This is a genomic window from Nitrospira sp. CR1.1 (assembly GCA_014055465.1).
In the GTDB taxonomy this organism is placed as follows: domain Bacteria; phylum Nitrospirota; class Nitrospiria; order Nitrospirales; family Nitrospiraceae; genus Nitrospira_A.
In genome coordinates this window covers 102,875-126,786 of record WIAF01000004.1, presented here as the reverse complement: position 1 = coordinate 126,786, position 23,912 = coordinate 102,875, and the positions used below count along the sequence as shown (strand labels likewise).

At 59.3% G+C, this 23,912-nt stretch carries 25 protein-coding genes and 2 tRNA genes; 22 read left to right on the top strand and 5 right to left on the bottom strand.

The annotated features are described in order from the left end of the window. Positions 1-166: 166 nt before the first annotated feature. From GDA65_09610 to GDA65_09595, 4 genes are read left to right on the top strand one after another with little or no spacing between them, the layout of a single operon-like run. Complete coding sequence (locus tag GDA65_09610) at positions 167-361, top strand: DUF433 domain-containing protein (GenBank protein ID MBA5862949.1); 195 nt, start codon at positions 167-169, stop codon at positions 359-361. Further along, complete coding sequence (locus tag GDA65_09605; protein MBA5862948.1) at positions 303-608, top strand: hypothetical protein; 306 nt, start codon at positions 303-305, stop codon at positions 606-608. The genes GDA65_09610 and GDA65_09605 overlap by 59 nt, the downstream gene beginning before the upstream one ends. Beyond that, a complete protein-coding gene (locus GDA65_09600; protein MBA5862947.1) occupies positions 605-901 on the top strand; it encodes a type II toxin-antitoxin system RelE/ParE family toxin in 297 nt (98 codons plus the stop codon). Before GDA65_09605 ends, GDA65_09600 begins: the two co-directional genes overlap by 4 nt. 35 nt (positions 902-936) lie before the next feature. Continuing rightward, the gene (locus GDA65_09595) at positions 937-1,368 is read left to right on the top strand and encodes a DUF5069 domain-containing protein (protein MBA5862946.1); all 432 of its coding nucleotides are present in this window, start codon (positions 937-939) and stop codon (positions 1,366-1,368) included. 27 nt (positions 1,369-1,395) lie between these two features. Here the strand turns inward: GDA65_09595 and GDA65_09590 are convergent, their stop codons facing one another. Further along, positions 1,396-2,004, bottom strand: a complete 609-nt coding sequence (locus tag GDA65_09590) for a hypothetical protein (protein ID MBA5862945.1) — start codon at positions 2,002-2,004, stop codon at positions 1,396-1,398. 514 nt (positions 2,005-2,518) lie between these two features. Between GDA65_09590 and GDA65_09585 the strand changes: the two genes are divergently transcribed. Beyond that, positions 2,519-3,757 carry a hypothetical protein gene (locus GDA65_09585; GenBank protein MBA5862944.1) on the top strand — a complete coding sequence of 413 codons (1,239 nt, stop codon included), beginning with the start codon at positions 2,519-2,521 and terminating at the stop codon, positions 3,755-3,757. Here the strand turns inward: GDA65_09585 and GDA65_09580 are convergent. Both GDA65_09580 and GDA65_09575 read right to left on the bottom strand, forming a co-directional pair. After that, a complete protein-coding gene (locus tag GDA65_09580; GenBank protein MBA5862943.1) occupies positions 3,694-4,638 on the bottom strand; it encodes an SUMF1/EgtB/PvdO family nonheme iron enzyme in 945 nt (314 codons plus the stop codon). The genes GDA65_09585 and GDA65_09580 overlap by 64 nt on opposite strands. After that, entirely contained in the window at positions 4,638-5,396 is a 759-nt protein-coding gene (locus GDA65_09575) for a hypothetical protein (GenBank protein ID MBA5862942.1), read from the bottom strand. Before GDA65_09575 ends, GDA65_09580 begins: the two co-directional genes overlap by 1 nt. A gap of 108 nt (positions 5,397-5,504) precedes the next feature. Between GDA65_09575 and GDA65_09570 the strand changes: the two genes are divergently transcribed. The 4 genes from GDA65_09570 (at position 5,505) to GDA65_09555 (ending at position 8,027) form a co-directional block, all read left to right on the top strand. Next, entirely contained in the window at positions 5,505-6,164 is a 660-nt protein-coding gene (locus GDA65_09570; GenBank protein MBA5862941.1) for a hypothetical protein, read from the top strand. A gap of 41 nt (positions 6,165-6,205) precedes the next feature. Further along, positions 6,206-6,835, top strand: a complete 630-nt coding sequence (locus tag GDA65_09565) for an MBL fold metallo-hydrolase (protein ID MBA5862940.1) — start codon at positions 6,206-6,208, stop codon at positions 6,833-6,835. Between the two features lie 79 nt (positions 6,836-6,914). Next, positions 6,915-7,466: a hypothetical protein gene (locus GDA65_09560; GenBank protein ID MBA5862939.1), complete on the top strand. Its 552-nt coding sequence runs from the start codon at positions 6,915-6,917 to the stop codon at positions 7,464-7,466. A 237-nt stretch (positions 7,467-7,703) separates the two neighbouring features. Continuing rightward, positions 7,704-8,027, top strand: a complete 324-nt coding sequence (locus tag GDA65_09555; protein MBA5862938.1) for a hypothetical protein — start codon at positions 7,704-7,706, stop codon at positions 8,025-8,027. Between the two features lie 289 nt (positions 8,028-8,316). On the opposite strand, the gene trpS is transcribed toward GDA65_09555, so the two are convergent. Further along, entirely contained in the window at positions 8,317-9,306 is a 990-nt protein-coding gene (gene trpS / locus GDA65_09550; GenBank protein MBA5862937.1) for a tryptophan--tRNA ligase, read from the bottom strand. Between the two features lie 51 nt (positions 9,307-9,357). Then, entirely contained in the window at positions 9,358-11,352 is a 1,995-nt protein-coding gene (locus GDA65_09545) for an ABC transporter substrate-binding protein (protein ID MBA5862936.1), read from the bottom strand. Positions 11,353-11,434: 82 nt separating this feature from the next. Here GDA65_09545 and xerD point away from each other — a divergent pair, with 82 nt between their 5' ends. The 13 genes from xerD to mtnP all read left to right on the top strand — a co-directional run bounded on the left by xerD (position 11,435) and on the right by mtnP (position 23,909). Beyond that, on the top strand, positions 11,435-12,466 hold the full coding sequence (xerD, locus tag GDA65_09540) for a site-specific tyrosine recombinase XerD (protein MBA5862935.1): 1,032 nt from the start codon (positions 11,435-11,437) through the stop codon (positions 12,464-12,466). Positions 12,467-12,608: 142 nt separating this feature from the next. Further along, positions 12,609-12,684, top strand: a tRNA-Val gene (locus GDA65_09535). 133 nt (positions 12,685-12,817) lie between these two features. Next, positions 12,818-12,895: transfer RNA gene (locus GDA65_09530), tRNA-Asp, on the top strand. A gap of 72 nt (positions 12,896-12,967) precedes the next feature. Then, positions 12,968-13,687 carry a hypothetical protein gene (locus GDA65_09525; protein MBA5862934.1) on the top strand — a complete coding sequence of 240 codons (720 nt, stop codon included), beginning with the start codon at positions 12,968-12,970 and terminating at the stop codon, positions 13,685-13,687. Next, positions 13,687-14,139 carry a protein TolR gene (locus tag GDA65_09520; protein ID MBA5862933.1) on the top strand — a complete coding sequence of 151 codons (453 nt, stop codon included), beginning with the start codon at positions 13,687-13,689 and terminating at the stop codon, positions 14,137-14,139. The genes GDA65_09525 and GDA65_09520 overlap by 1 nt, the downstream gene beginning before the upstream one ends. 92 nt (positions 14,140-14,231) lie before the next feature. Next, a complete protein-coding gene (locus tag GDA65_09515) occupies positions 14,232-15,422 on the top strand; it encodes a TonB family protein (protein ID MBA5862932.1) in 1,191 nt (396 codons plus the stop codon). Next, the gene (gene tolB, locus GDA65_09510) at positions 15,419-16,750 is read left to right on the top strand and encodes a Tol-Pal system beta propeller repeat protein TolB (GenBank protein MBA5862931.1); all 1,332 of its coding nucleotides are present in this window, start codon (positions 15,419-15,421) and stop codon (positions 16,748-16,750) included. Before GDA65_09515 ends, tolB begins: the two co-directional genes overlap by 4 nt. 52 nt (positions 16,751-16,802) lie before the next feature. Continuing rightward, positions 16,803-17,579 (top strand): OmpA family protein, encoded by a 777-nt coding sequence (locus GDA65_09505; GenBank protein ID MBA5862930.1) that lies wholly within the window; start codon positions 16,803-16,805, stop codon positions 17,577-17,579. A 25-nt stretch (positions 17,580-17,604) separates the two neighbouring features. Continuing rightward, entirely contained in the window at positions 17,605-19,314 is a 1,710-nt protein-coding gene (gene ybgF, locus GDA65_09500) for a tol-pal system protein YbgF (protein MBA5862929.1), read from the top strand. 2 nt (positions 19,315-19,316) lie between these two features. Beyond that, positions 19,317-20,096, top strand: coding sequence for a tol-pal system protein YbgF (ybgF, locus tag GDA65_09495; GenBank protein MBA5862928.1), 780 nt, complete (start codon positions 19,317-19,319; stop codon positions 20,094-20,096). 72 nt (positions 20,097-20,168) lie between these two features. After that, positions 20,169-21,965 carry a DNA mismatch repair endonuclease MutL gene (gene mutL, locus GDA65_09490; GenBank protein MBA5862927.1) on the top strand — a complete coding sequence of 599 codons (1,797 nt, stop codon included), beginning with the start codon at positions 20,169-20,171 and terminating at the stop codon, positions 21,963-21,965. Positions 21,966-21,984: 19 nt separating this feature from the next. Continuing rightward, entirely contained in the window at positions 21,985-23,013 is a 1,029-nt protein-coding gene (miaA, locus tag GDA65_09485) for a tRNA (adenosine(37)-N6)-dimethylallyltransferase MiaA (protein MBA5862926.1), read from the top strand. Continuing rightward, positions 23,010-23,909, top strand: a complete 900-nt coding sequence (mtnP, locus tag GDA65_09480; GenBank protein MBA5862925.1) for an S-methyl-5'-thioadenosine phosphorylase — start codon at positions 23,010-23,012, stop codon at positions 23,907-23,909. The genes miaA and mtnP overlap by 4 nt, the downstream gene beginning before the upstream one ends. Positions 23,910-23,912: the final 3 nt, after the last annotated feature.

Below are 23,912 nucleotides of genomic sequence, written 5' to 3'. Positions count from 1 at the left end.
TCAGGTAGGAAACGACCGCTGGCCTATTACCGCGCGACCTTGCCGGAGGAACGGGGTCCCGCCGAGGCTTCACCGACAGAGAAAACTGGATAATGGGGGTTCTGGCTTCCGTATAGATTTCTGTTGTACTTACCAGTAGACTTGCCGGCAGGAGAGGCTCTTGGAGATGCCTATAGAAGCCCAATATCTCAGCCGTGATCCGGAAATCATGAGCGGCGCCCTCTGTTTCAAGGGAACGTGCGTTCTGGTTCAGACTCTCTTCGACTACCTTGAAGGAAGCTCCTCTCTTGAGGACTTTCTCGATGACTTTCCCTCGGTCTCTCGTGAAGCGGCGGTTGCACTCAGCGGAGACTGTCTGTAGCAGGAGGAAAACGATGACCGCACGAGCGTTGGCTCTCGAAAAACAGGCGCGGAAGTTGCCGGCGACCGAACGCGAGCGGTTGGCTGAACGATTACTTGTGCAGATGAAGCGCGAGCCACTCACTGTCGTGGACGAAGCGTGGATTGCGGAGGCTGAGAAGCGATTTGCCGCGTGGAAGCGAAAGGCGACCAAGACAGTTGCTGCACGTACGGCGCTGCGTGAGATCCGCAAGGAACTTGGGCATTGAGAGTACGCCTCGATCCCGCCGCGAAGTTGGAAATCCGCCAAGCCGCATTGTTTTATGAAGATTGCCGTGAGGGACTCGGGCAAGAGTTTCTCGACGCGGTTGAGTCTGCTTTCGAACAGATTCGACAACACTCCACAGTGTGGCGAATCCTCAAGGGCCGATTCCGACGCTATCTTCTGCAGCGGTTTCCCTACGGCGTGATCTATGCGGTCGAAGGAGAAGTCATCTATGTTGCGGCTGTCATGCACCTGAAACGAAAACCTGGTTATTGGGTTTCGCGAGGCAAGACGTAACTTTCAAACAAGCCTTTCGATTGGAGAACATTACGATGATGAATTATCCCCGCAGTCCCAAAGCCCTCCTCGGCGGCATCGCTCACCTGGGCCGCTTCATTGATAAAGTCCGCCTGCGGCATGCCGGCAAGATTCAGGATTACAACTACATCACGGTCGGGTTCGATAAGTATTTGATCGATTTTCTGCAGATCGACCCGAAAGCCTTCGAGCAGCAGGTGTTGGCGGGTGGAAGCGATGAGTCACTACTAGCTTGGGTCACCACTCACGGCCGTAAGCATTCCGATCAAGAAATTGCCGAGTGGTCGAAGGGCATTCTCACCGGAGGCCCGAAGGATGATGCGGCGAAGCAGCGGTATCAGGGGCGTCTGCAGGACATCGCCACGAAGCGAGGCGTACCGGTGACGGCGCTGCCTCCCGCGACCACCTGGGTCGATGCGATCGAGCTGGACGAAGGACGGATGTGAGCTCGTGATCGGGTGTGTGGAGACTCGCTATCGCACCTCGGTCCAGCCGGTGGATTGAGACTTGAAGATGACGGTGCGAGACGAGGTGCGGACGACTATGCCGCTCTGGCTGCCGTCGACGGACAGGACTCGCTCTTCAGGCGTCCAGGCGATGTTGAAGAAACCGCCGGTATAGGTCGAAAACCCCAGGGCCCGTTCGTTGGTGATGGCCACGGCGACATGTCCATGACCGCGAAGCTGCGACACGGTCTCGTTGGGTCCCAGCGAAACGGTGGTCCAATGTCCGCGCGTTTCCTGGAATCCATACACCTGCTGATTGCTGTGGGCGAGAATCAGAAACGGCAGCAATTGATGCCGTCCGATCCGTTCTTCGACTCCGAGTGAAACCTCCCGCCATTGACGCAGGCCGGCAGAAAATCCTAACAACCGGCTCGACGTCTGGACGAATCCGGTGTGTCCGCGCGCTCCGGAGGTGACGACCGCTTCTCCGGGTTCCAGCGATTCCTCAACCCCTCCCCCTGCAGCAGACCAGGCAATGACTTTGCCGTCGGTTGGCGTGATGGTGACCTGGCTCCCTCCGCCCTGACTGTGCGAAGGTGTTTCGGTCAGGAGGAGGTTTCCGGTCGAAACCGTCATGACGAGAAGCAAAAGGAAGATAGATCGACGCAAAAGGAAATTCCAATCAAAGGGTCCGTTACCCTAACACATCGTTATGCATAAGCGAAGAGTTTGGGCGCGTGCGGAGGACGTGGGAAAAATCAGCAGTGGGGGGGAATGAAGATGGAAGAGGCGGGCCAATTCCAACTCGTGGTGCGCCAAGCCCCGGTCGTTCTCGCGTGTGCTCCTGGTTTGACATTGAGCACGAACCGAAATCATGAGCGCGACGACAAACAAGCACAGGATGAGTGTGCCGGTCAGGATGAAAGTTTTCATCATGTCAGTTTCTTTCTGACAAAGATGGATCAGCGGAAATTACGCTTTTAAGTAGCGCGCCTGAATGGCCACGGAAGGCGGTCGTCAGGAGTCGCGATGGGTTTCGGTGCGTATATCGCCTGTCAGCCACATGCTTCTAGAAGTGCGTCCGAGTTGTCGCGCATCTGGTCCATGAGGGACATGTTGTCTCAGCCCTTACGCTACGGAAGTCCGGACAATGTCGCAGAATAAGGCATCATCCATGTGCTCGAGGCCGCACTGGTCCACCATTGCATTGGTCTTGGCCGGGGTCATCGTGCTCCCCCTGCTCGGCCTCTGGCTCGATGGGCGATCGCTTCGGTCTTATCTTGCGTTCCCGCCGCTCATCCTGGGCGCCGTGACACATGCGCCTTTTTCCTGGCCTCTCTCCATCGGTCTGGCAATCTTGATTACTGGCCTGCTCGCGCCGTTTCTGGTACGCGTGGGGCGAACGAACTGTCAGAGTGTGCCCGCGCCAGATGATCCGACCTCTGCCTCACATGGAGCCATTCACTTGCGAGGGGATCCACCGCGCCGCTTTCCTTGGTGGGGCTGGCTTGCCGCCGGCTGGACTTGCTGTGTTTGGCTATTGGCCTGGACCCGCTTCGGCTGGATGGAGGCGTGGCAGCCTCATACGTTCACTCCGCTCTGGCTGGGCTACATTGTCCTCGTGAATGCCTTGACGTATCGCCGCACCGGCCGGTGCATGGTGATTCATCGTCCACGGTATCTGCTCTCGCTCTTCCCGCTCAGCGCCTGCTTCTGGTGGCTCTTCGAATATCTGAATCGATTTGTGCAGAATTGGTATTACCTGGATGGCGGAGATCTGACGCCGTGGGAATATTTTTTGCGCGCAACGCTGCCGTTTGCGACGGTGTTGCCGGCCGTTCTCAGCACGGCTGAATGGCTCACGGCTTGCCCGCGTCTTTCGGCGGGATTGGATCATTTTGTGACGATCAATTTTCCCAGTCGCCGCGCAGGGGGATGGCTGCTGGGTTGCGGCGCTGTGGCCGGACTCCTCGGCATCGGCCTGTGGCCGGACTATTTGTTCCCCCTGGTGTGGGTGGCGCCGCTCTTGCTGATCACGGCACCGCAGTTGATTCGCGACGAACCGACAATCTTCAGCGAGACGGAGCATGGCGATTGGCGAACGCTCTGGGCGGTGGCGCTTGCTGCCTTGATCTGCGGATGGTTCTGGGAAATGTGGAATTTCTACAGCCTAGCGCATTGGGAGTACGCCGTGCCGTACGTGCAAGGGGTGTCCCTGTTTCAGATGCCGTTGCTGGGTTATGCCGGGTATCTGCCGTTCGGTCTGGAATGTCTGGCTGTGGCGGACTTGTGTCTGGCGAGAAAGTTCTCGGGAGGCGTGGCCTATTATCGCGCGCTTGATCCTGATACCGACTTGGCGCAACGGAAGCCCACGGTGGCCGAACGCTGATCGGCGGGCGCGCCGCTGCGGGTTGCGGTTCGGAGCATGATCGGCCGGCTTTTCCAGGAGCCGCCGCGCAGGCTCTTGTATCGGCCGCTGGTGGGTCCGGGCGGGTTGCGTTCCGGCATATAGGCATAATAGTCGAATCCGAACCAGTCATTGACCCATTCCGCGACGTTGCCTGCCATGTGATGGATTCCATAATAACTCTTGCCAGGCTCTCCGCTGCTCACCGGCGCCAGAATCGGAATTTCGTGCACATGGTGCTGTCCGAACATGGCCAGGGAATTGTCGGGGAACGTCTCGCCCCAGGGAAATCGATTGCCGTCAGGCCCGCGCGCAGCTTTTTCCCACTCGGCTTCCGTCGGCAGGCGTTTGCCTGCCGCGCGGCACAAACTCTCGGCCTCTTTCCAGGTGACATACAGAGCGGGCCACTGCGCCAACGTCTCATCGCTGACGGAGTGCACGGTAATGACGTGCCAGATCAAATGCTGGAGGTCTTTGGACGGATGGATTTTTCGCGCGTGCAGATAGGTCAGATATTCGCCGAGGCTGACTTCATCGCGATCGATCTCGTAGGCGTCCAGCCAGACGCGATGCTGCGGCAGTTCCGTATCATCGAACTGCGTGCCCATGCCGTAGGGGTCGTCATCCACGCGGATGCTGCCGAGTAAAAACGGCCCCTCGGGAATAGGAATGGTCGGCGAGCCGGCCGCTAATTCGGCGATCGATCTCAGGTGTTTGGCCAGCTCCGCAGTGGGCGGCGGGGTCGGGGCGCGAGCAGCCATGGAGAAGGCCGGGTTGAGCCACATTGCCGAGAAGGTCAGGAGCGCAAGACTGAGATAGTGCGGAAGGAAACCCCTCCCCGATAACGGCGCGCGAGCAAACATTACGATTTACTCGGCGGGGCGGCGACAGATTTCCCGATTTCGGCAATGAGCCGGCGTTCGATCTCCGCGATTTCTTCCGCGTCCACCGCCAGGATGCGACCGCCTTGGACCACCCGCTCAAACTCAGCTTTCACGCTCAACCGGGTGACGTTCGAGGAGAGGGTTTGAAGGGAGACCACATACTGATTACGGGAGCCGGCGGTTTCCAGCGAGGTCGGCGTGGAGATTTTTCGCTCGGTGACAAAGACCGCTTTTTGATCTGTTTTAACGGTGACGCGCACTCGGTATCCATTGCGCGCCAACGCTTCTTCGGCAGCTTTTCCGACAACGGGCAGTGGGCGCGGGAGATCTTCGACCTGCGAGCCCTTCTCTTCCACGCGGATACTCTCGGCAACCTGGGCGGCTTTGGCGGCGGTCCGTTGAATTTCGCCGGACAGTTTTTTCGATTCGATGAGTTGCGCGTCGAGCCGGGCCCCTAGCGTCTTGGCTTCTGTTTGTAAGGACTTGGCCTCGGTCTGGGCATGCTCAGTCTGTTTCTTGGCGTCCCGCAATTCTTGATTGAGCAGATCGATCTGCTGCTGCATGACTTTGTTGCCGTCCTGCAGTGAATTCAGGAGCGACTCCTGTTTCGCCAGTTGCTTGCGGAGGTTTTCGTTTTCCTGCCGAAACGGAGATTCGTCAGGGGTGCACCCGACACACCACGATAGTACCGCGAGACTGAACAGGGGGGCGAGCGATCGCTGGGAGGCCTTGATCATAGTTTGGGTAAGACAGTCAGACTAGTATCAGAGTTTGGCCCCCCTTGTCCATCTTCAATCACATTCGCGCCGGTTTGACCATGGGGCATGGAGCAGCTATTCTGTGCCATGCGGTACTGGCACGAGGTGGTCTTGATCATAGGTCTGGCGTTGTTCCCACCGGCCACGGAGGCGGTCCCGATCGCAGTCCTGTCCGAATTGACCGAGCCCGTACCCGCCGAGGACTATCCCTTCTACGACCTCGCGGTCGAGGAAAAGTTTCTGACGTCCCGAACGAAGTTGGTCATGATCGAACGGATGACGGCGACGCATCTCCATCCGGAAGAGCCGCAGCTGCCGACGCTCGCCTGGTTTGCCGAGCGGGAATACTTTGACGGCCGGTTGCCGCAGGAGCTTATTCGGGATTTCGTGGTGAAGAATCAGCGACCCTCCCGACTCGATAGGCGGTTTGGTTTCGGGGTGCGGTACCGGTTTGTGTCAGGCGAGGGAGAGGGGGATGCCGAGACTTTCGTGCCGGTGATTCCCGCTGCCTGGTTGGTTGAGCACGAAGGCGGCGCCCCGGACATCATCGACCACCTGGCGTTTTCGCGTGTGGGCCTCACCTTGCGTGCTGATCAGGCCCTGCTGTATATCGCCAACCCGCGTCCAGATGGGACCGGCGCGGGTTTTTTGCTGTGGTTCGTGCGGCGGCAAAAAGTCTGGACCCTGCACGACACAGAAGTGCTCTGGGTGTCGCGCCTGAACCAAAACCCGTCAGGCCGCCGCTAGCGGGTAGTACCGGTCCTTGCTCGATTCGCTGAGGAGTGCGCATGATTCGCAAGACCTTTGCTGTTCCACCTCTCGGGTGCAATTGCTCGATCATCGGAGACCCGATCACCAAACAGGCCATTGTGGTTGATCCGGGCGGCGCGCCCGAGCGCATTCTGCAGGAAGTGCGCTCCATGGGGTTGACGGTCGTACGTATTCTCCACACTCATGCGCACTTCGATCACTTCCTCGCGTCCGGAGCGATGAAGCAGGCGACCGGCGCGGTGCTGTGCCTGCATCCTGATGACCTTCCGCTCTGGAACATCCTGGAGACGCAATGCCGTATGTTCGGCGTCCCGTATGTGCCTGCGCCGCAGCCTGACTATTGGCTGAAGGATGAGGAGCGAGTGACCATCGGGGAGACGGAAGGCGTTGCCTTACACACGCCGGGACATACACCGGGCTCCATGTGCTTTCACTTCCCCGCCGCGAAATTGGTGGTGGCGGGAGACACCCTGTTTCGCGGCGGCATCGGCCGCACCGATCTATGGGGCGGCGATTTCGACGCCATCGAGGCATCGATCCGGGAACGGCTCTACACCCTCGATGAGGACACGGCCGTCGTGACCGGACATGGAGCCGACACGGAGATCGGCCGGGAGCGAGAGACGAATTCGTTCGTGCGCGCCTAGCAGAGAGGCGACAATCTCACGATGCGTGGACGTTCTGCGGGTCGCGGCACATTCCCGGACGCAGTTGTCATAGCCGTTCATGAACGGGCCTCCAGAGGACACACAGGAGGGTATTATGATCGCAACGGCACGGCGCTGGCTGCTCCTTCCGCTGTTTTGCCTCCTGCCGGGATTCTCCGCTGCTGATGTGCCTGTCTCTGCCGACGAACCGGGCCCTCCCTCCCAGGTCACGATCAGTCATGTCCGGGTGGGATTGTCCGATCACGGCCCGGTGGTGTTGCTTTCGGCAGACGGGAAAACCATTCCCGTCTTTGTCGACCATACGGTGGCGGCCTCCATTCAATCGGCCTTGACCGGTGAAAAGCTGCCTCGTCCGCTCTCCCACGATCTGATGCATACGATTTTGGAATCACTCGGCGGTCGGGTGGTCAAGACGGTGATTACACTCAAGGCGGGCACGTATTACGGGAGCTTGACCGTGGCGTTTCAGGGGCAGGAAAAAGTGTTCGACAGCCGGTCCTCGGACTCTATCGCCTTGGCGATTCACTTTCACGCGCCGATTCTCGTGGGGCGGGATATGTTGGATGCGGTCGGCAGGTCTTCTCTTGAGCCCAAACCGGAATCGCTCTGACAGTTGTTGGACAAGTCCGCCACGTCGATCATGTGGTCGAACTCGCACGGCACCAACAAATGCGTCCTCAGCCGCTCGGTCTTGACGAACCGGCTTGTTGCGTGTGACGGGAAATCGTGAGGTTCCGGGGCTTTTCGCGAAGAAGTGTGCAGTGCTGGTCTTTTGCCCGGTTCTGTCCTATCGTACTGCTGATGCGCACAAGCCTGGCGTGGTGACAGGTACGGAGGCCACTTCCCGATGAAAAACCAACGCAAACATGAGCGGGTTCACGTCCAGTTTCGCAGCCATTTCTCGATGAAGGGCAAGATGCTGGCCGGCGACGGGGACCTTACCGATCTTTCTCCCGGCGGCTGTCGTATTATCAGCTCCGTTGAAGTGCTGGTCGGCTCGGAAGTCGAACTCTGCATTTTCCCCGGCGACAATGCCAATCCCATCCTCATTGATGCGGCCACGGTGCGGTGGTGCCGCCCCAACGAGTTTGGGTTGTCGATCACGAAGATTCGTGGACCGGTCCAGCGCCAATTGACCGATGTCTGGCGCAAGTTGGCAAAGCCTGCCTAGTCCCGTTTCTACGGCGAGTCTAGCAGGATGCGGAAAAAGTCCACCAGCGGCGTTCTCGCCTCGTTCAGATCCTCAACCTACCCCAAGGGTACGCCTCGGTCTGAGACACGGCCGGCTCACCGTCTCGCCGGCGTCCACAGACGTGGCGCTCATTATGCTTCGCGCCGTGGACCTCGCTGCGGCCTTGCTGGATAGCCTTTTTGCGCATCCTGCCTACTATCCTGATACCAACACGCCACGTGAGCTGATCGCGGCGTCGCGTGCAAAACATGAGTTTTTCCGCAGCCTGCTAGATCTTCATGGCCTCTCGTACTTCAGCCATTGTCTGAGAGGAGACTGCTGTCGCGCGGCGGCGGCCGTCCTCCGCAATTTCATCCAGGCGTCCGGGGTTCTGCGTGAGGGTCGCGCGAGCCTCCCACATCGGCGCCAGGCGTTCCACCACTCGATCCGCCACCAGCTTCTTGCAATCGATGCAGCCGATCGCGGCTTTCCGGCAATCCTGATTCACCTGATCGATGACCGGCAGCGGCGAAAAAATCTTGTGAAAATCGTAGACTGGGCAGACATCGGGGTTGCCGGGGTCGGTGCGCCGGACGCGGGCGGGGTCGGTGATCATGGTCTTGAGCTTCTGGCGGACGACGGTTTCCGTATCGGACAGGTTGATCGCGTTGCCGTAGCTCTTGCTCATTTTTCGCCCGTCGGTGCCCAGCACTTTCGGGAACTTCGTGAGGTGTTCCTGAGGCTCTGGGAAGACGGAGCCGTAGAGACTGTTAAAGCGGCGCGCCAGTTCGCGCGTCAGTTCCAGATGGGGTAATTGATCTTTGCCGACTGGCACGAAATCAGGCTTGTAGAGGAGGATGTCGGCCGCCTGGAGGACCGGATATCCGAGAAACCCATAGGTGCTGAGGTCACGCTCCTTGATCTCTTCCTGCTTCTCCTTGTAGGTCGGATTCCGTTCCAGCCAGGACACCGGAATGATCATGGAGAACAGCAGGTGGAGGATGGCGTGGTCCGGGACCTGGGACTGCACGAATACGGTGGCCCGCTTGGGGTCAATACCGGCTGCCAGCCAGTCAATGAGTAATTCCCGCACATAGTCGCGCAGCCGGCTGGTATCGGCATAATTGGACGACAGGGCGTGCCAGTCCGCCACGAAGAAGTAACAATCGTACTGTGCTTGCAACGCGTTCCAGTTTTCCAGCGCCCCCAACCAGTTGCCGAGATGGAGCAACCCGCTTGGCTGCATCCCGCTGAGTACTCGCTTACGAGCCGTCGTCATGCCATCACTCCCATGTTCCGAACCGATGTGTTGTTGTCCCTGACCGGCGGGCTACTCCAGGGGGACGAACTTGCCTTGTTTGACTTGAATGAGGAAGACGTGGCGATTGAGGGTGCCGTCGGGGCTAAACCCGCTGGGGCCGCTCAAGGTCGGCAGGTCATGCTGCATCATCAAATAGTCACGGACCGCTTCTCCGCTCGTGGCGCCTCGCCGGATCGCTTCCACCGCCAGTCGTGCGGCGTCATATCCTTGGGCGGCGAAGAGCGACGGCGTGGCTTGGAATCGTTTGCGATACCGTTCCACGAATTCCTGCACGACCGGGCTGGTGCTGTCGGAGAAGAATCCGTCCGCAAACACGCTGCCTTCAACGCTACGATCGGCCACGCGCGCGAAATCCGGGGTGTTCCATCCATTGGCGCCGAGCAGCGGAACGGCGATGTCGTAAAAGGCCAGTTGGGCCGCCAACAGGCCCACATCCAATGAACGTCCGGGGATAAACACAGCGTCGAATCCTGGCGAATAGAGTAGGCGTTTGCCTTTTTTGCCTCCCCGCCTGATTCCGGTTTTGGCCGGATCGTTGTCGACTTGCACCTCGACGCCATACCGCTTCAGATCTTCGGCTTTGAGCTTGCCGATCACGGCCCGGAAGTCGGTGTCACCTTCCTTGTAGGGTTCGCTGACGATCAGTTCTCCATCCTGTTGCCGGATTTCTTGCGCGAAGAGGCGCGCCAGGTCGCGGCCGTACGGGGTATCGGGATAGAGAATGGCGAACCGTTTGAACTGTTGCTCTTTGACGGCATACTCCGCCATCCGTTTGGCTTGATGCCCGTAGGTCAGCGCCGTACTGAAGACATAGTTGCCGAAGCGACGCAAGTTCGGGATGGTCGCACTGGGGGTGATCAACGGGATGTGGGTGCGTTCGGCCAGCTCGGCCATGACCGGCAGGTTTTTCGACAGCAACGGCCCGATGACGGCAAGCGGCCGGTCATCGGATAAGACCGAGGAGAGTTCGTCGAGGAATGTCGAGCGGTCGGATTCCGTATCTTTGACGATGAGGCCGATCGACGGGCTTTCGCCTCCGTCTTTCGGTCGCTCCAGCGCGAGTTGGATCCCGTTCAACACTTCTGTGCCGAAAGGGGCGAGTTTGCCGGACATGGGAAAAATGGCGGCAATGGCGTAGGGGTGCGATTTGAATTTGGTTCGCACCACGCTCTGGAGCTCGGCGGCTTTCGCGGCGTAGGGATGGTTGGGGAAGCGGCTCAAAAAGAGGCGCAAGTCCCGCTCGACTAAATGGTCCTCTCCGGCAGCGGTATGGAGGTCGATGAGCTTGATGGAGGCCAAGTCGCCGGGGAATGTCTTCGGGTAGGCATCACGGACGCGCATCAGCGACGGCCCGTCGAGTTTGTCGTTGACCAGTTCTCGAATCTGCATCTCGGTTTCGTGTGCCTGGTCGCCAACATCCAGCGGTAGCTCATCAAGCCAGGCTTGAATGGCCCGGAGAAAATCCTTTTTCTGTGCTTGAAACTCTCCTGTCAGCCGCAGGGCGTCGCGCTTGATGGTGGGATCGGCGGACAGGCTGCGCACTTCGGAAAGCAGAGGCAGCGCGAGATCCAGATTGCCGGCCCTGGCGTGGGACCTGGCGAGCAGGAGCTTTGCCCGGTCAACTAGGTCTGAGTTCGGAAACTCCCCGAGCAGCTGATTGACGTAGCGGATGGTTTCCGCATGCTCCTTCATGCCGTACATGGCGGCGGCCATCAGGAGATAGGCGTCGTCGAGGAGATCCGGCGCGGGGCCGCCTTCGATGAACCGTCGCAGCATGACGGCTGCAGCTTCCGGCTGTTCCGCGTCGATCAGCCGTTTGGCCTGATCTAAGGAGGATTGGCCGGTGTTTGCGGGCGGTTTCGCCTGGTTCGAACGGGGTGCGGACGGAGTCTTGGGCGCAGGGGCTGCGTCGCCGAGCGCGGCAAAGCCTACGAGGAGCGCCACCGCGAGGGCGACGCTGCACGCGCGGAGATGCGGGGCGCGGGATACGGATCGAGGAACCATTGACTCCTGTGCATGGCGAACGCTCTCGCCGCAATGGTGGCTACTATAGGAAACAGGTGCTGGGGTGTCAAGGTAAGTCGGGGTGATGGCGTTGTGTTCAGATCGAGGCTTGGCTATAGTCGATCAAGCATGCTCCGAGCCATCCCTCATGAGGGCGTCCTTGAAGGACCGTGATGTGGCAGGCCGCGCTCCGCAGGAGTCGGAATCGCTTCCGTTGGAGCCGCTCGTCGCGCGTTATTGTGACGATGTGCGGATTGTGCGCGGACTCTCACGACATACCTTGTCGGCCTACCAACGGGATGTGAAAGTCTTTCAGCGCTATCTTCGCGATCAGCATGTCGATGATCCTTGCCATGTGTCTCCTCCGTTGCTCGCGGCGTTTCTCGAACAGTTGCATCGCGGCGGACTTGCCGCTTCCTCGCGCGCGCGGGCATTGGCGGCGGTGCGCGGCTTTTTCCGTTTTCTAAAGCAGGAAGGCATTGTCAGCGCGAATCCGACGGTCAGTCTACGGAGCACGTCGCGGGTGCGACGCTTGCCAAAAACATTGAGCCTGGAAGAGGTGACCAGGCTTCTGGATCTCCCGCATCGCCTGGCGCCCGAAGATCACCGTGATCGCGCAATGGTGGAAGTGCTCTATGCTGCGGGGCTGCGTGTGTCGGAGTTGATTGCCTTGCGGATGGATCAGTGCAATCTTGAGGTAGGGTATGTTGGCATTACGGGAAAAGGCGACAAGCAGCGGGTGGTACCGATCGGACGGCCGGCGGTGGCGGAGGTGCAGGCCTATGTGTTGGGTGCGAGGCCGATGCTGTTGAAGCAACGATCGTCACGATTTGTGTTCGTCACCCGCCGCGGCACGCCCTTGACCCGGCAGGCATTTTGGAAACTCTTGCGCGCGCGGGCTCAGCGGGCGGGAATTGCGCGCCTGCCATCACCGCACATGCTGCGCCATTCGTTTGCCACGCATCTTTTGCAGAGGGGGGCCGACTTGCGCTCTGTGCAGGCGATGTTGGGGCATGCCGACATTGCGACCACGCAAATTTATACCCATGTCGATGCGGCACAGTTGAAAAAAGTCCACACGGCGTGTTTTCCGCGCAACAAACCCCGTCGTTGAACGGGCGATGGGGCGATCAGTGTCCGTCAGAGGACATTCACTTGCGCAGGACAAAAATCGTGCAAGAATAATGCATGTCTTGGTTGACACTGCAAGGTGGAGTTGATAGCATCCCAAAAATCTGCCGGGAGCGAGAAAAAACGGGCGGATAGCTCAATTGGGAGAGCGCTGCCCTTACAAGGCAGAGGTCACAGGTTCGATCCCTGTTCCGCCTACCAATAAGAAATACAGGAAATTGCGTGCTGGGCATTGCCTTATCCATTAGTAGTGATGTACAAGAGTACGCGCTACAGTATTTAGACAGTTTGATTCTGAAGATCTGAATTCTTCTTCCGCCATCTTGGGTTGCGTGGGGCCGTCGTTCAGCCTGGTTAGGACGCCAGATTGTCAATCTGGAAGTCGCGGGTTCAAATCCCGTCGGCCCCGCCATTCCCCCAGCTTTTGGTACAATCCATGCTACCGTTTTCATGCGACGCCATGTGAAGGGAAAGGTCTAGGCTCATGTTCCAATCAGGCGTGATGGGGTTGCTGGGCTCGCTAGGAGCGGTGTCGAAAATCGTGCTCCTGCTCCTCTTGGTCGCCTCGATTCTTTCCTGGGGCGTGATTTTGTATAAATGGCGGACCTTCAAGGCGGCTGATCGTGAAGACCAGCGGTTTTTTAATGCGTTTACGAAGATCCGCGATCTGGATGAATTGTATCGGCAGTCCCAACGCGCGGAGGGTAGCCCGAGTGCGCGCGTGTTTCAGGGCATCATGGATCGTGTGGTGTCGACCTCGGGGGACGGCCTACTGAGCGCGTCCCACGCAGGGGCTGGATCGAAGGAGTCGGGGCCGGCTTTCGATCACCAGTACATGGATAAAACCGTCTCGTACCTCGTGCAGAATCAAGTCTCCCAATTGGAGTCTTACCTACCGGTGCTGGCGACCACGGGAAATATTACGCCCTTCATCGGCCTGCTCGGCACGGTGTTGGGCATCATTGATTCCTTCCGCGAGATCGGCATGCAGGGAACGGCCAGCATTGCGGCCGTGGCCCCGGGCGTGTCCGAAGCCTTGGTGGCGACGGCCGCCGGCTTGTTCACCGCCATCCCTGCGGTGATCTTCTACAACTATTACCTGACCCGTATTCGGAAGACGGTGTTTCGAATTGAGTCATTTACCGTTGAAGCCACGCGTTCGTTGCAGACTCGCTTGAAGCAGCCCCAGGCCGGAGTTCAGTAATGACGTCGGAAACCCGCCACCGCCGGTTCATGGCCGAGATCAACGTGATTCCGCTGGTGGATGTGGTGTTGGTGTTGCTCGTCATTTTCATGGTGACGGCGCCGATGTTGTATCGCGGGATGGACATCAATCTCCCCAAATCGGCGAGCAATACGATTAAGCCTGAAGCGAGAGCGGTTTTGTCCATTGAGCGCGATCAACGATTGTATTTGGATAAGGACCCGGTCAGTGTGGTGCAGTTGGAGCGAAAGCTTCGGGCGCTCAAGGATCAGAGTCCGGATGTTTCGCTGTATCTGCGGGCGGATCGAGATGTGCCGTACGGGATCGTGGTGCAAGTGATGGATAGTGTCAAAAAAGCCGGCATTGAAAAGCTTGGTATGGTGACGGAGCCCACGGGGGCCGAGCGGGTGAGTGACTCGGTCGCGACTCCCTCGCAGCCACGCAAGAAGTAGCGGCGCCGCGACTCGCGCGCCTCACAGTCGTATCGCAAGTCATGACGTTCCAAACCCTGCCAAGACATACCGCGCTGTCCCTGATCGGAGATATGGGTGATGCCGGAGGTGACCGTCTACGCAAGACGGTGGTCGTGTCCCTACTGCTGCACCTGTGTCTCCTCTCCATCATTATGGGCGCCAAGTTCTTGAAGAAAACAGAACGCCCTTTGTCGGCTGTGGAAGTCTCCCTGGTGACCCTTCCGCCGATGGAGGCGAAGCCTGAGCCCAAGGTCGAGAAGGTTGAAAAGCCCGTACCGAGACCGGCGCCGAAGCCGGTGCAGTCCGCTCCGATTCCCGTGCCCCCCAAACCTGTGCAGACTCCGCCTCCCCCGCCGGCTCCGACTCCCATGCCGGTTCAGGCGGCTCCGGTTGCCAAGGCTTCTCCACCAGCTCCTGCTCCGGTGCCTGCACCCCGATTGCAGGCTCCCGTGTTGGCGGCGCCGCAACCGATACCACAGGCAGCCAAATCGCCCTCTTCCGCTCCCGTCACCAAGAGGGCGGATGTGCTTCGAGATGTGATGAAGGATGTGGAATTGCCGACGGACGCGCCCAAGTATGGGGACCTCGCGCCCATGAAGCCGGCCGAGGTCAAAAAAACCGCCCAGCCGAAATTGGGCGCGCCTGAACGATCAGATCTGGATGCCATGTTAAAGAAGCTCAATGTGCCTGACATGGCCGCTCCTCAGGTTGCGCCCCCACAAGAGCCCCCGAAACCGAATGTCGCGCCCCCGAAGCGCGCATCACTGTCCGAGGAAATGACCAGTGATCTCGACCGCGAGCTCCAGGATCTGAAGAAACTTCAGGCGCCTCCGCCTGTCAAAGCGTCCGAGCCGGTGCGAGAGGTCAAGCCGATGTTCCGCGAGCCACAGCCTCCTGCGGCGGCGCCACCGGTCACGGCGAGTATTCCCCGAACCAAGCCCGTTCCCATGCTGCGGATGCCGGGAGTGTCCGGATCCAATCCGTACTTGGCCCGGGTTCAGGCGCGGATCAGCGCATTTTGGACGGCGCCGCCGGTTGATATTTCAGGCAAGGCGCTGACGGTGACCGTGCGATTTCGGTTGGAGCGAGATGGTCGGGTTGGAAGCGTGATCATCGAACAGTCTTCCGGCAATGACTACTACGACATGGCTGCGCAGCGCGCCGTGCAAAGCGCGATTCCGTTGCCGCCCTTTCCGCCTGATCTGACAGAATCGTATTTCGATGCCCACTTCACTTTTGCCGTAGGCGAGGCTGCAGGATGAATCGTGTGATCATCGGTCTTATGATTGCCCTTTGCGTCATGGTTGGAGCCGGCTTGTTCGGAATTCTGGACTCCCGCGCCACTGATGTCTTTCTTGAAGCGACCCGGCCGGATTTTCAAAAAATTCCCATCGGGGTGTTCGGGTTTCAGAACGGCGGCGGTCCGGAATGGCTCGGCGGCCGGCTCGAAGAAGTGTTGAAGGCCGACCTGCAACGATCCCTGGTGTTTTCACTCGTGGATTTGCCTGGAATCGGCGTCAAAACACGCGAGGTGACGACGACGGATAAGGCGGTGTTCAAACAAGCTGCCGAGAATGGGGTGTCAGTACTGGTATGGGGGAAATCCGGGCAGAAGAACGGCAGCAAAGACAGTGAGTTGCTGATGGACGGCTTTGTGTATGACAGCGGCAGCGATGAAGTCGTCGGAGGCAAGCGTTACGTCGGGTCCACGTCGGTGGTCCGGTTGATGGCGCATCGGTTTGCCGATGAGCTGGTCTTTCGTTATACCGGAGAACCGGGGATCGCCAGAACCAAGATCGTCTATGTCGCAGAGCACGGGAATGCCCGCGAATTATTTGTGATGGACTACGATGGTCACGAGCCCAAACAGATCACGGCGGACGGTTTTCTGAACCTCATGCCGAGGTGGTCGCCCGATCGCCGGTTTATTGTGTTTACGGCCTATCGGAGCCGGAATACCCAGGACATTGATATCCTGGAGCTTGCGACGGGCAAACGCTGGACGCTGGTGTCCATGGCGGGGCTGAACATCACCCCGGCCTTGTCGCCGGACGGGAACTATCTGGCATTTGCCAGCAGTCAGGACGGCAATTCGGAAATCTATAAGCTCGATACGAGAACCAAGGCCCCCCAGCGTCTGACGGTCAATCAGGGAGGCGATTTGTCACCAACCTGGTCTCCCACCGGACGGGAAATTGCGTTCACGTCTGATCGTGGCGGAGCCCCGCAGGTGTTCGTCATGAGCGCTGACGGTTCCAACGTGCGCCGTCTGACCTATGAAGGGGATTACAATGCCGCTCCGGCGTGGTCGCCGCGAGGAAACTGGCTCGCGTATGTCTGTCGAACGGCCCAGCGGTTATACAAGTTGTGCATCGTGTCGCCTGACGGTCAAAAACGGGTGCAGGTCACGACAGGCCCCGGGATCGACGACTCGCCGTCCTGGTCTCCTGACGGCCGGCACCTGACCTTCAGCTCGACCGTTGACGGCAAGAGCCACATTTACATGGTAGATACGGACGGAAAAAATCTGGAACGCATTACATTCGGCGGCACACACAATAGTTCGCCGTCCTGGTCTCCGGCACTTTAGGATTGAACACGCGATTGACAGGATCTACGGACATACTAACCATTCACCAGCGATGAGGAGTGACGATATGAGGATACGGGTAGCGACAATGGGCCTGACCATGGTAGTCGGGATGCTGTTGGTCATTCAGGGAGGGTGTTCCAAGAAATCGATTCAATCCGGCGGCGATGCCCAGTCCTCGGAGCGCGGGATGGCGAAGTCGGGCGGGCCTGCTCCAAGCGCGATGGGCTCGACGGGGTCAATGGGAGCAAGCCCGAACCTGGATGCTCCCAGCGCCACGTTCCCGGACTTGTCTCTCTCCACCAAGCCGGAAGACCCTGAGACCGGCGGCCTGCGCGGATTCGATTCCGTGTCGGGCGGCAAGGCCCCGTCCGAGGAACGGCTCGGCGGCGGCGGAACGATGTTGGCCAAGGTCGAACCGTCGGAAAGCACGGCGCGCCAGATCGAGGAAATTCGCCGGGAGCAGGCGAAGGAGCAGGCGGCATCGGTGGAAGCCGGATTGCGCGATGTGTTTTTCGGCTACGACAGCTGGACGATTACGGAAGATGGCCGGCAATCGTTGACGCAGGACGCTCAATGGATCAAGGCGAATGCCGGGGCGTTGGTCAAGATTGAAGGTCATTGTGACGAACGCGGCACGCTGGCCTATAATCTCGTATTGGGCGAAAAGCGAGCCAAGGCTGTGCGGAACTATCTGGTCGAACTCGGCATCGGCGCTAACCGGTTGTCGGTGGTGTCCTATGGAAAAGAACGGCCGTTCTGCAACGAGCGCAATGAAAGCTGCTATCAACAGAATCGTCGCGGGCATGTGGTGGTCCGCTCGAAATAACTGTTCCAATCATGGATGATGTGACATGATTCTCCGGAACAGACGCCGGTCAAGGAGACCTGTCATGAACAGTGAACGGCCTTATCGAAAGAAGATGACTGATCAACCGTCGAAGGCAAACCGTGCGGCGATTGGTCGCTATGCTGAGCCGGCGCGGCTCGGCATGTGTGCGTTGGTCGTGACCGGCTGCGCGTTGTTGTCGGGATGTGTGGCGCAGCAGGCTGACCTCAAACAGACCGAACGGGAGCTTCAACGTCGTATCAAGCAACAGACGGAGGAGCATGCCCAGAACAGGGCTCGCCAAAATCAGGAAATCGTTTCGCTGCGCGAGCAGGACATTCCGTCCCTGCGCGGCGACGTCGATAAGGCCCTCCACCGCGCGCAGAGCTTAGATGCGCGGCAGGATGATTTGCTGGCCAAGCTGGCCTCCCAGGAAGGGAAATTTGAGCGTCGTATCGGAGAAGCGGAAAAGCGGTCGACCGAGGAAGGGAAGCGCCTGGGCTGGGTGGAAAAACAGCTGGTCGATCAAGACGCCATGCTCAAGGGGGAACGGGACCGCAGCCGGGCGGAGCTTTCAACGGTCACGGCGCGTTTGGATCAAATCAACAGTCACATCGAGGCCATTCAGAAGAACGTCCTGGACGCGATGCAGAAAACCACGACGGGCCTCGCGCAAAAAGTCGATTCGCGCTTGGACGAACAGCAGAAATTGCTGCATGGGTTGGAAACTCGGTCGCAGAATATTGCCCAGCTCGACTCGCAAAACAAAGTTCTGGCTGATCAGGTCACCAGGTTCAATCAGGCGCTGGTGGACTTCAAGCAAGCGCTGGGCAGCCTGGGTGAACGCGTCGTGCAACAGGACCAGACGGTCAAGCATTTGGCCGCGACCCTGGAGCAGGATACGACCACGTTGAGCAAACGGACCGATGTGCTGGCCGGGAAAATCGATGCCGATAATAAAGTCACCGCGGACCACTTCAATGAGGTCAATCGGAGTGTCGCCTCGGTGGCCAAGGCGCTGGAAAACGCCGGCGGCAAATTCGTATCTCGCGAGGACGACCATGAGCGGCGTCTGGATGACACGACGCGCGAACTGACGCACGTCCAAGCGCAAATCCAGACGCTCGATAAGAATCTCGAAAATCAACATGCGTTCTTGAAGCAGGTCGAGCAGCACTTGTCCGCCCTGCGCGCGAGCGCCTCTCAGCGAACCGAACCGGCCCCGGCCATCGCCGAAGCGACTCCGCTTCCGCAAGCAGCCCCTGCCCCGGGTCCATCGCTGTCCCCGGCGCCGGACTTTGCGTCGGCCGCTGCCAGTACTCCCCGCGCAGAGAATCGTAGCGCGGCGTTAATGGCGGATCGGGAGTCGTACGAACGGACGTTGACTCGGTTCAAGGATGGTGATCTGGAAGGCGCTCGCCAGGGCTTTGCGGAGTTTCTCGTTCAGCATCCGCACTCTGACCTGGCTCCCAACGCCCGCTTTTGGTTGGGCGAATCGTTTTACGGCAAAAAGGATTATTCGCGCGCCATCGATGCCTATGATCAAGTGCAGTTGAATCATCCTGCCAGCGAAAAAGTGCCGGCGGCCCTCCTGAAAAAAGGGTATGCCTACCTGGCGCTGAAGGATCGGAAAAAAGCGGCTTCCGCTCTGAAACAGGTGATCGACCTCTATCCGAGATCTCCGGAGGCCAATAAGGCCATGGACAAATTGAATCAACTAAAGGAGTTGCACTAACGATGAAGCTCCGATTTGTGAGGGTAGTGCGGGTGAGTGCCACGCTGGCCTGCGGACTGGTGGTGGCGGGCTGTGCAAAACATGCCGATTTCCTAGAGATCCGGGATCAGATCTCCATCATTGCTCGGGCACAGGATCAGGAACAGAAGCGATTCGAGGCGATGCAGCGCCGGCTGGAATCGCTTGAGCGGGTGCGCGAGCCGGAAGGCGGGAAATTGCGTTTGGACGAGGCTCTGGCCCGACTTCAAAAGCTGGAGGGGCGGTTGGCCAAGATAGAGGAAGCGCAGTTGGCGCAAGCAGCGTCTATCCGGTCAGATGTGGCGCTCGCAGAAGCCAGCCGTCAGGCACGTACCTCGAAGCCATCGGGACCAATCGAAGTTCCATCCATCATACCGGGTGTCCCGTCGATCACTCCGACCTCGGCGTTCAACCTGGCGTATAACGACTACCTCAACGGGAAGTTTGATTTGGCGGTCGGCGGGTTTCAGCACTTCATCAAGGATTTTCCTTCGACCTCACTGACACCCAATGCGCATTATTGGCTGGGAGAATCGTATTACGGTCAGAAGGATTACATCCGTGCCATGCAGTCGTTTGAGCACGTGGTGAATGAGTATGCGGGCAATGAGAAGGTGCCGGCCGCGCTGTTTAAACTGGGCCTCTCAGCGGCTGAAACCGGAGATACCGCAAAATCTCGCAAGTATCTCAAGCGGGTCATTGAGGAGTATTCCACATCGGACGAAGCCAAGCTCGCGAAGACGAAGATGGCCGAGATTCGATGACCCTGCGGTTTTGGGCCGCTCTCCTCTCCGCTGAGCCATCCTCCACTCACCTCGCAGGGGGCGCTTCCTCCCATGGACATCGCCAGTAACGTGGGAAAGATTCGGGTTCTCCCAAGCGACGTCATCGGACGCATCGCGGCCGGCGAAGTCGTCGAACGCCCGGCCGCAGTGGTGAAAGAATTACTCGAAAACAGCCTCGATGCCGGCAGTAGCTCGATTACCGTTGAGATCAAAGACGGAGGCCTCGGGCTGATTCGGGTCAGCGACGACGGCGAGGGCATGTCGCGTGGTGATGCCTCTCTGGCCTTCGAGCGGCATGCCACGAGTAAACTCCAGTCGGATCAGCAGCTCGGCGCTGTTCGCACGATGGGATTTCGAGGGGAAGCCCTCCCGAGTATTGCCGCCGTCTCGAAAATCCGTCTGACCACAGTGGCCCGCAATGATCACGTGGGCGCCCAGCTCTGGCTCACGGGAGGAACCATCACCCGTGTAGAGGATGCGGCGGCGATCCCCGGCACCTCGATTGAAGTGTCGGAACTGTTCTTCAATACGCCGGCCCGCCGGAAGTTTCTCAAATCCACCACGACCGAGTTTTCGCATATCAGCCATGTGGTTCAGCAGGCCGCGTTAGCCTGGCCGCAGGTGTATATGCGCCTGGTACACAACGGATACGAAGTCTTTGCCCTGCCCGCCGTGTCCTCGCCGCGTGATCGAGTGCTGCAGGTGTACCGAGCCGCGTTTGGTGAGCGGGCCTTAGCCGTCGATGTCGAGCGCAACGGCCTGTCGCTGAAGGGGTTCATCGTCGATCCGGTCCGGGCCCGCGCTGGCCGGACGCCGCAGGAGTTATTCGTCAATCGTCGTCCCATCAAAAACAGCACGGTGCAACACGCCGTCGTTGATGGCTACAGCTCCTTTCTGGCCAAGGGCCATGCGCCGCTGTTTGTGTTGTTTCTGGATGTGGAACCCCACCGGGTGGATGTGAATGTGCATCCCACCAAACGCGAGGTTCGCTTCGCGGATACCGAGCAAATCCACCAGTTGGTCCGCTCCGCCGTGCGCCAGACGCTTGGCCGGGCACAGGTGGAATCGTCGATGGCAGGGGTTGTCCATGCTCAAATGACCGGAGTAGTCCCCTCGATCACATCGTTACCTGAAAGCGGACATACTGAATCCATCGGCACCCCCCATGAATCGATGGCGAGGCCACAGGCCTGTGTGACGCCGCCTGCCTCACGGGAGAGCCAAACCTCTTTTGTGGGAGAGGGGAGCACAGCGTACGCGTCGAGTGCCTCTTCGGATATTCTTGCCCTCGGGCAAATAAACCGTACGTATCTGATCGCGCAGGTCGGGAACGAGCTTCAAGTCGTCGATCAGCATACGGCGCATGAGCGCGTGCTGTTCGAGAGGCTCTGGCGAGCTTGGCAAGGGCGCACGGTCACTTCCCAACCGTTGCTGTTGCCGGAAACCCTGGAGTTGCCGGTGCAGCAAGCCGTCATTTTGCAGCGGCATGTGCCGGAACTGGAACGGCTCGGGTTGCTCATCGAGCCGTTCGGGCCCTCGTCGTTTCTGATCCGCAGTCTGCCGATCATGTTAGGACATCCCGATTTGGCCGCCTTAGTGCAAGACCTGATTGATGATCTCGAACAGTGGGATTCAATTTCCTCGCTCGAGACGAAGGTGAAACCGATCCTGGCATCGCTGGCGTGCCATGCGGCCGTTCGGGCCGGCCGATCCCTGGCGTTACCCGAAATCACACAGTTGGTGCGGGATTGGGTTGCAGAGGGACTGATCATGACCTGTCCGCATGGACGGCGTGTGGCGTTCCGGCTGTCAGGCGACGAACTGGCTCGGTTGTTCGATCGCGCCTAAGCGGAGGACGCAGAGACGTATGGTCCGGCTTACCGAATCCGTCCTGGCGTCGCGGCCGCTGGTGGTGCTGGTCGGGCCGACCGCCGTGGGGAAAAGCGAGATCGGGCTCCGGCTGGCCCGCAGCTTGGAGACGGATCTGTTGACGGCGGATTCGCGCCAGGTCTATCGCGGGATGGATGTTGCGACGGATAAGCCGACCGTGACGCAGCGGCAGGGGGTGCCGCATCGCCTCATCGATCTGGTCGATCCTGACGGGTCGTTTAATGCCGGGCAATATCGCCAGCTGGCCTTGCAGGAAATAGAACGGCTGTACGGGGAACGGCGGCTGCCATTGATCGTTGGCGGGACCGGGCTCTACGTGCGGACGTTGATTCACGGACTCTGTGATGCGCCGCGGGCGGACCAGGCGTTTCGCGCCTCCCTGTTGCAGAGGGCCCAGGGGCAGGGACGATCCTTCCTGCATGCCGAATTGGCGCGGGTCGATCCCGAACTGGCAGCGCGGCTGCATCCCCACGACGAGGTGAAAATCGTGCGGGCGCTTGAAGTGTTTCATCTGTCGGGACGACGGCTGTCGGATGTTCAGCAGGAACATCGGTTTGCCGAACAACCGTTCTCCGTGCTCATGATCGGATTGAACCGCGAGCGCGCACAGCTGTACCGGCGGATCGACGAGCGGGTGGAGGCGATGTTTGCGCGAGGAGTCGTGGAAGAAACCGCGCAGTTGCTCGCTAAGGGATACAGGCGTGAGACGGGCGCCATGAAGGGGTTGGGGTACCAGCAGGTCGCGGGGTATCTGGCCGGCGACTATGGTCGCGCCGAAGCGTTGCGTCTATTGAAGCGCGATACCAGACATTACGCCAAACGTCAGTTGACGTGGTTCCGGAAGGAGCCGGGTCTGCAGTGGTGGTTGCTGAGTGAGCAGGAGGCACCGGAGGACGTGGCCGGGCGTCTCATGGAAACCGTTCATTCATTTGTCCAGAAATTAGATCAGCGGCGCTCGCCGGATAGGCACGCGTCGCTGACCATAGAAATGGAATCGGCATCATGAGGAAATCGAAGAAGGCCGTTCAGCCGGCCGTCGGTATCATCGGCGGGAGCGGGTTGTACCAGGTCGAAGGACTGGAGCAGGTCCGCGAAGTGCGTCTCCGTACGCCGTTCGGCGCGCCGTCGGATGCCATCGTGGTCGGGGTCCTGGGAGGCATGGGAGTGGCCTTTCTATCCCGGCATGGACGCGGGCACCGGATCAATCCCGGTAGTATCAATTATCGCGCGAATATTTATGCGCTGAAGTCATTAGGGGTGACGCAAATCATCTCGATCAGCGCCGTCGGAAGCATGAAGGAAACTATTCAGCCAGGCCACGTGGTGTTGCCCGACCAATTTATCGATCTCACGAAGCGGCGGGTTTCGACGTTTTTCGACGAGGGCATCGTGGCGCATGTTGGCTTCAGCGAGCCGGTCTGCTCCTCTTTAGCCGATGTGTTGGAGGCGGCGGGACGATCTGTGGGTGCGACGCTTCAGCGCGGTGGGACCTATGTGTGTATGGAAGGCCCGCAGTTTTCGACCAAGGCGGAATCTCGCTTGTATCGGCAGTGGGGAGTGGATGTCATCGGGATGACCAACATGCCGGAAGCCAAACTCGCCCGCGAGGCTGAACTGTGTTACGCCACAATGGCGCTGGCGACCGACTACGACTGCTGGCATGAGACCGAAGAGGCGGTCACCGTTGAGGCGATCCTGTCCACGTTGCATCGGAACGTGGCCTTGGCCAAGGATGTGTTGAAGGTTGCGGTGCCCAAGCTGGATCCAGCCCGGGCTTGCGGTTGCCGGCGAGCGTTGGCCACGGCGCTGGTCACCGCTCCGGACAAAATGTCTGCTTCAGCAAAACGACGCTTGAATCTCTTGATCGCTCCCTATGTGCGGACGCAGAAAGGAAAACGGTGAGGC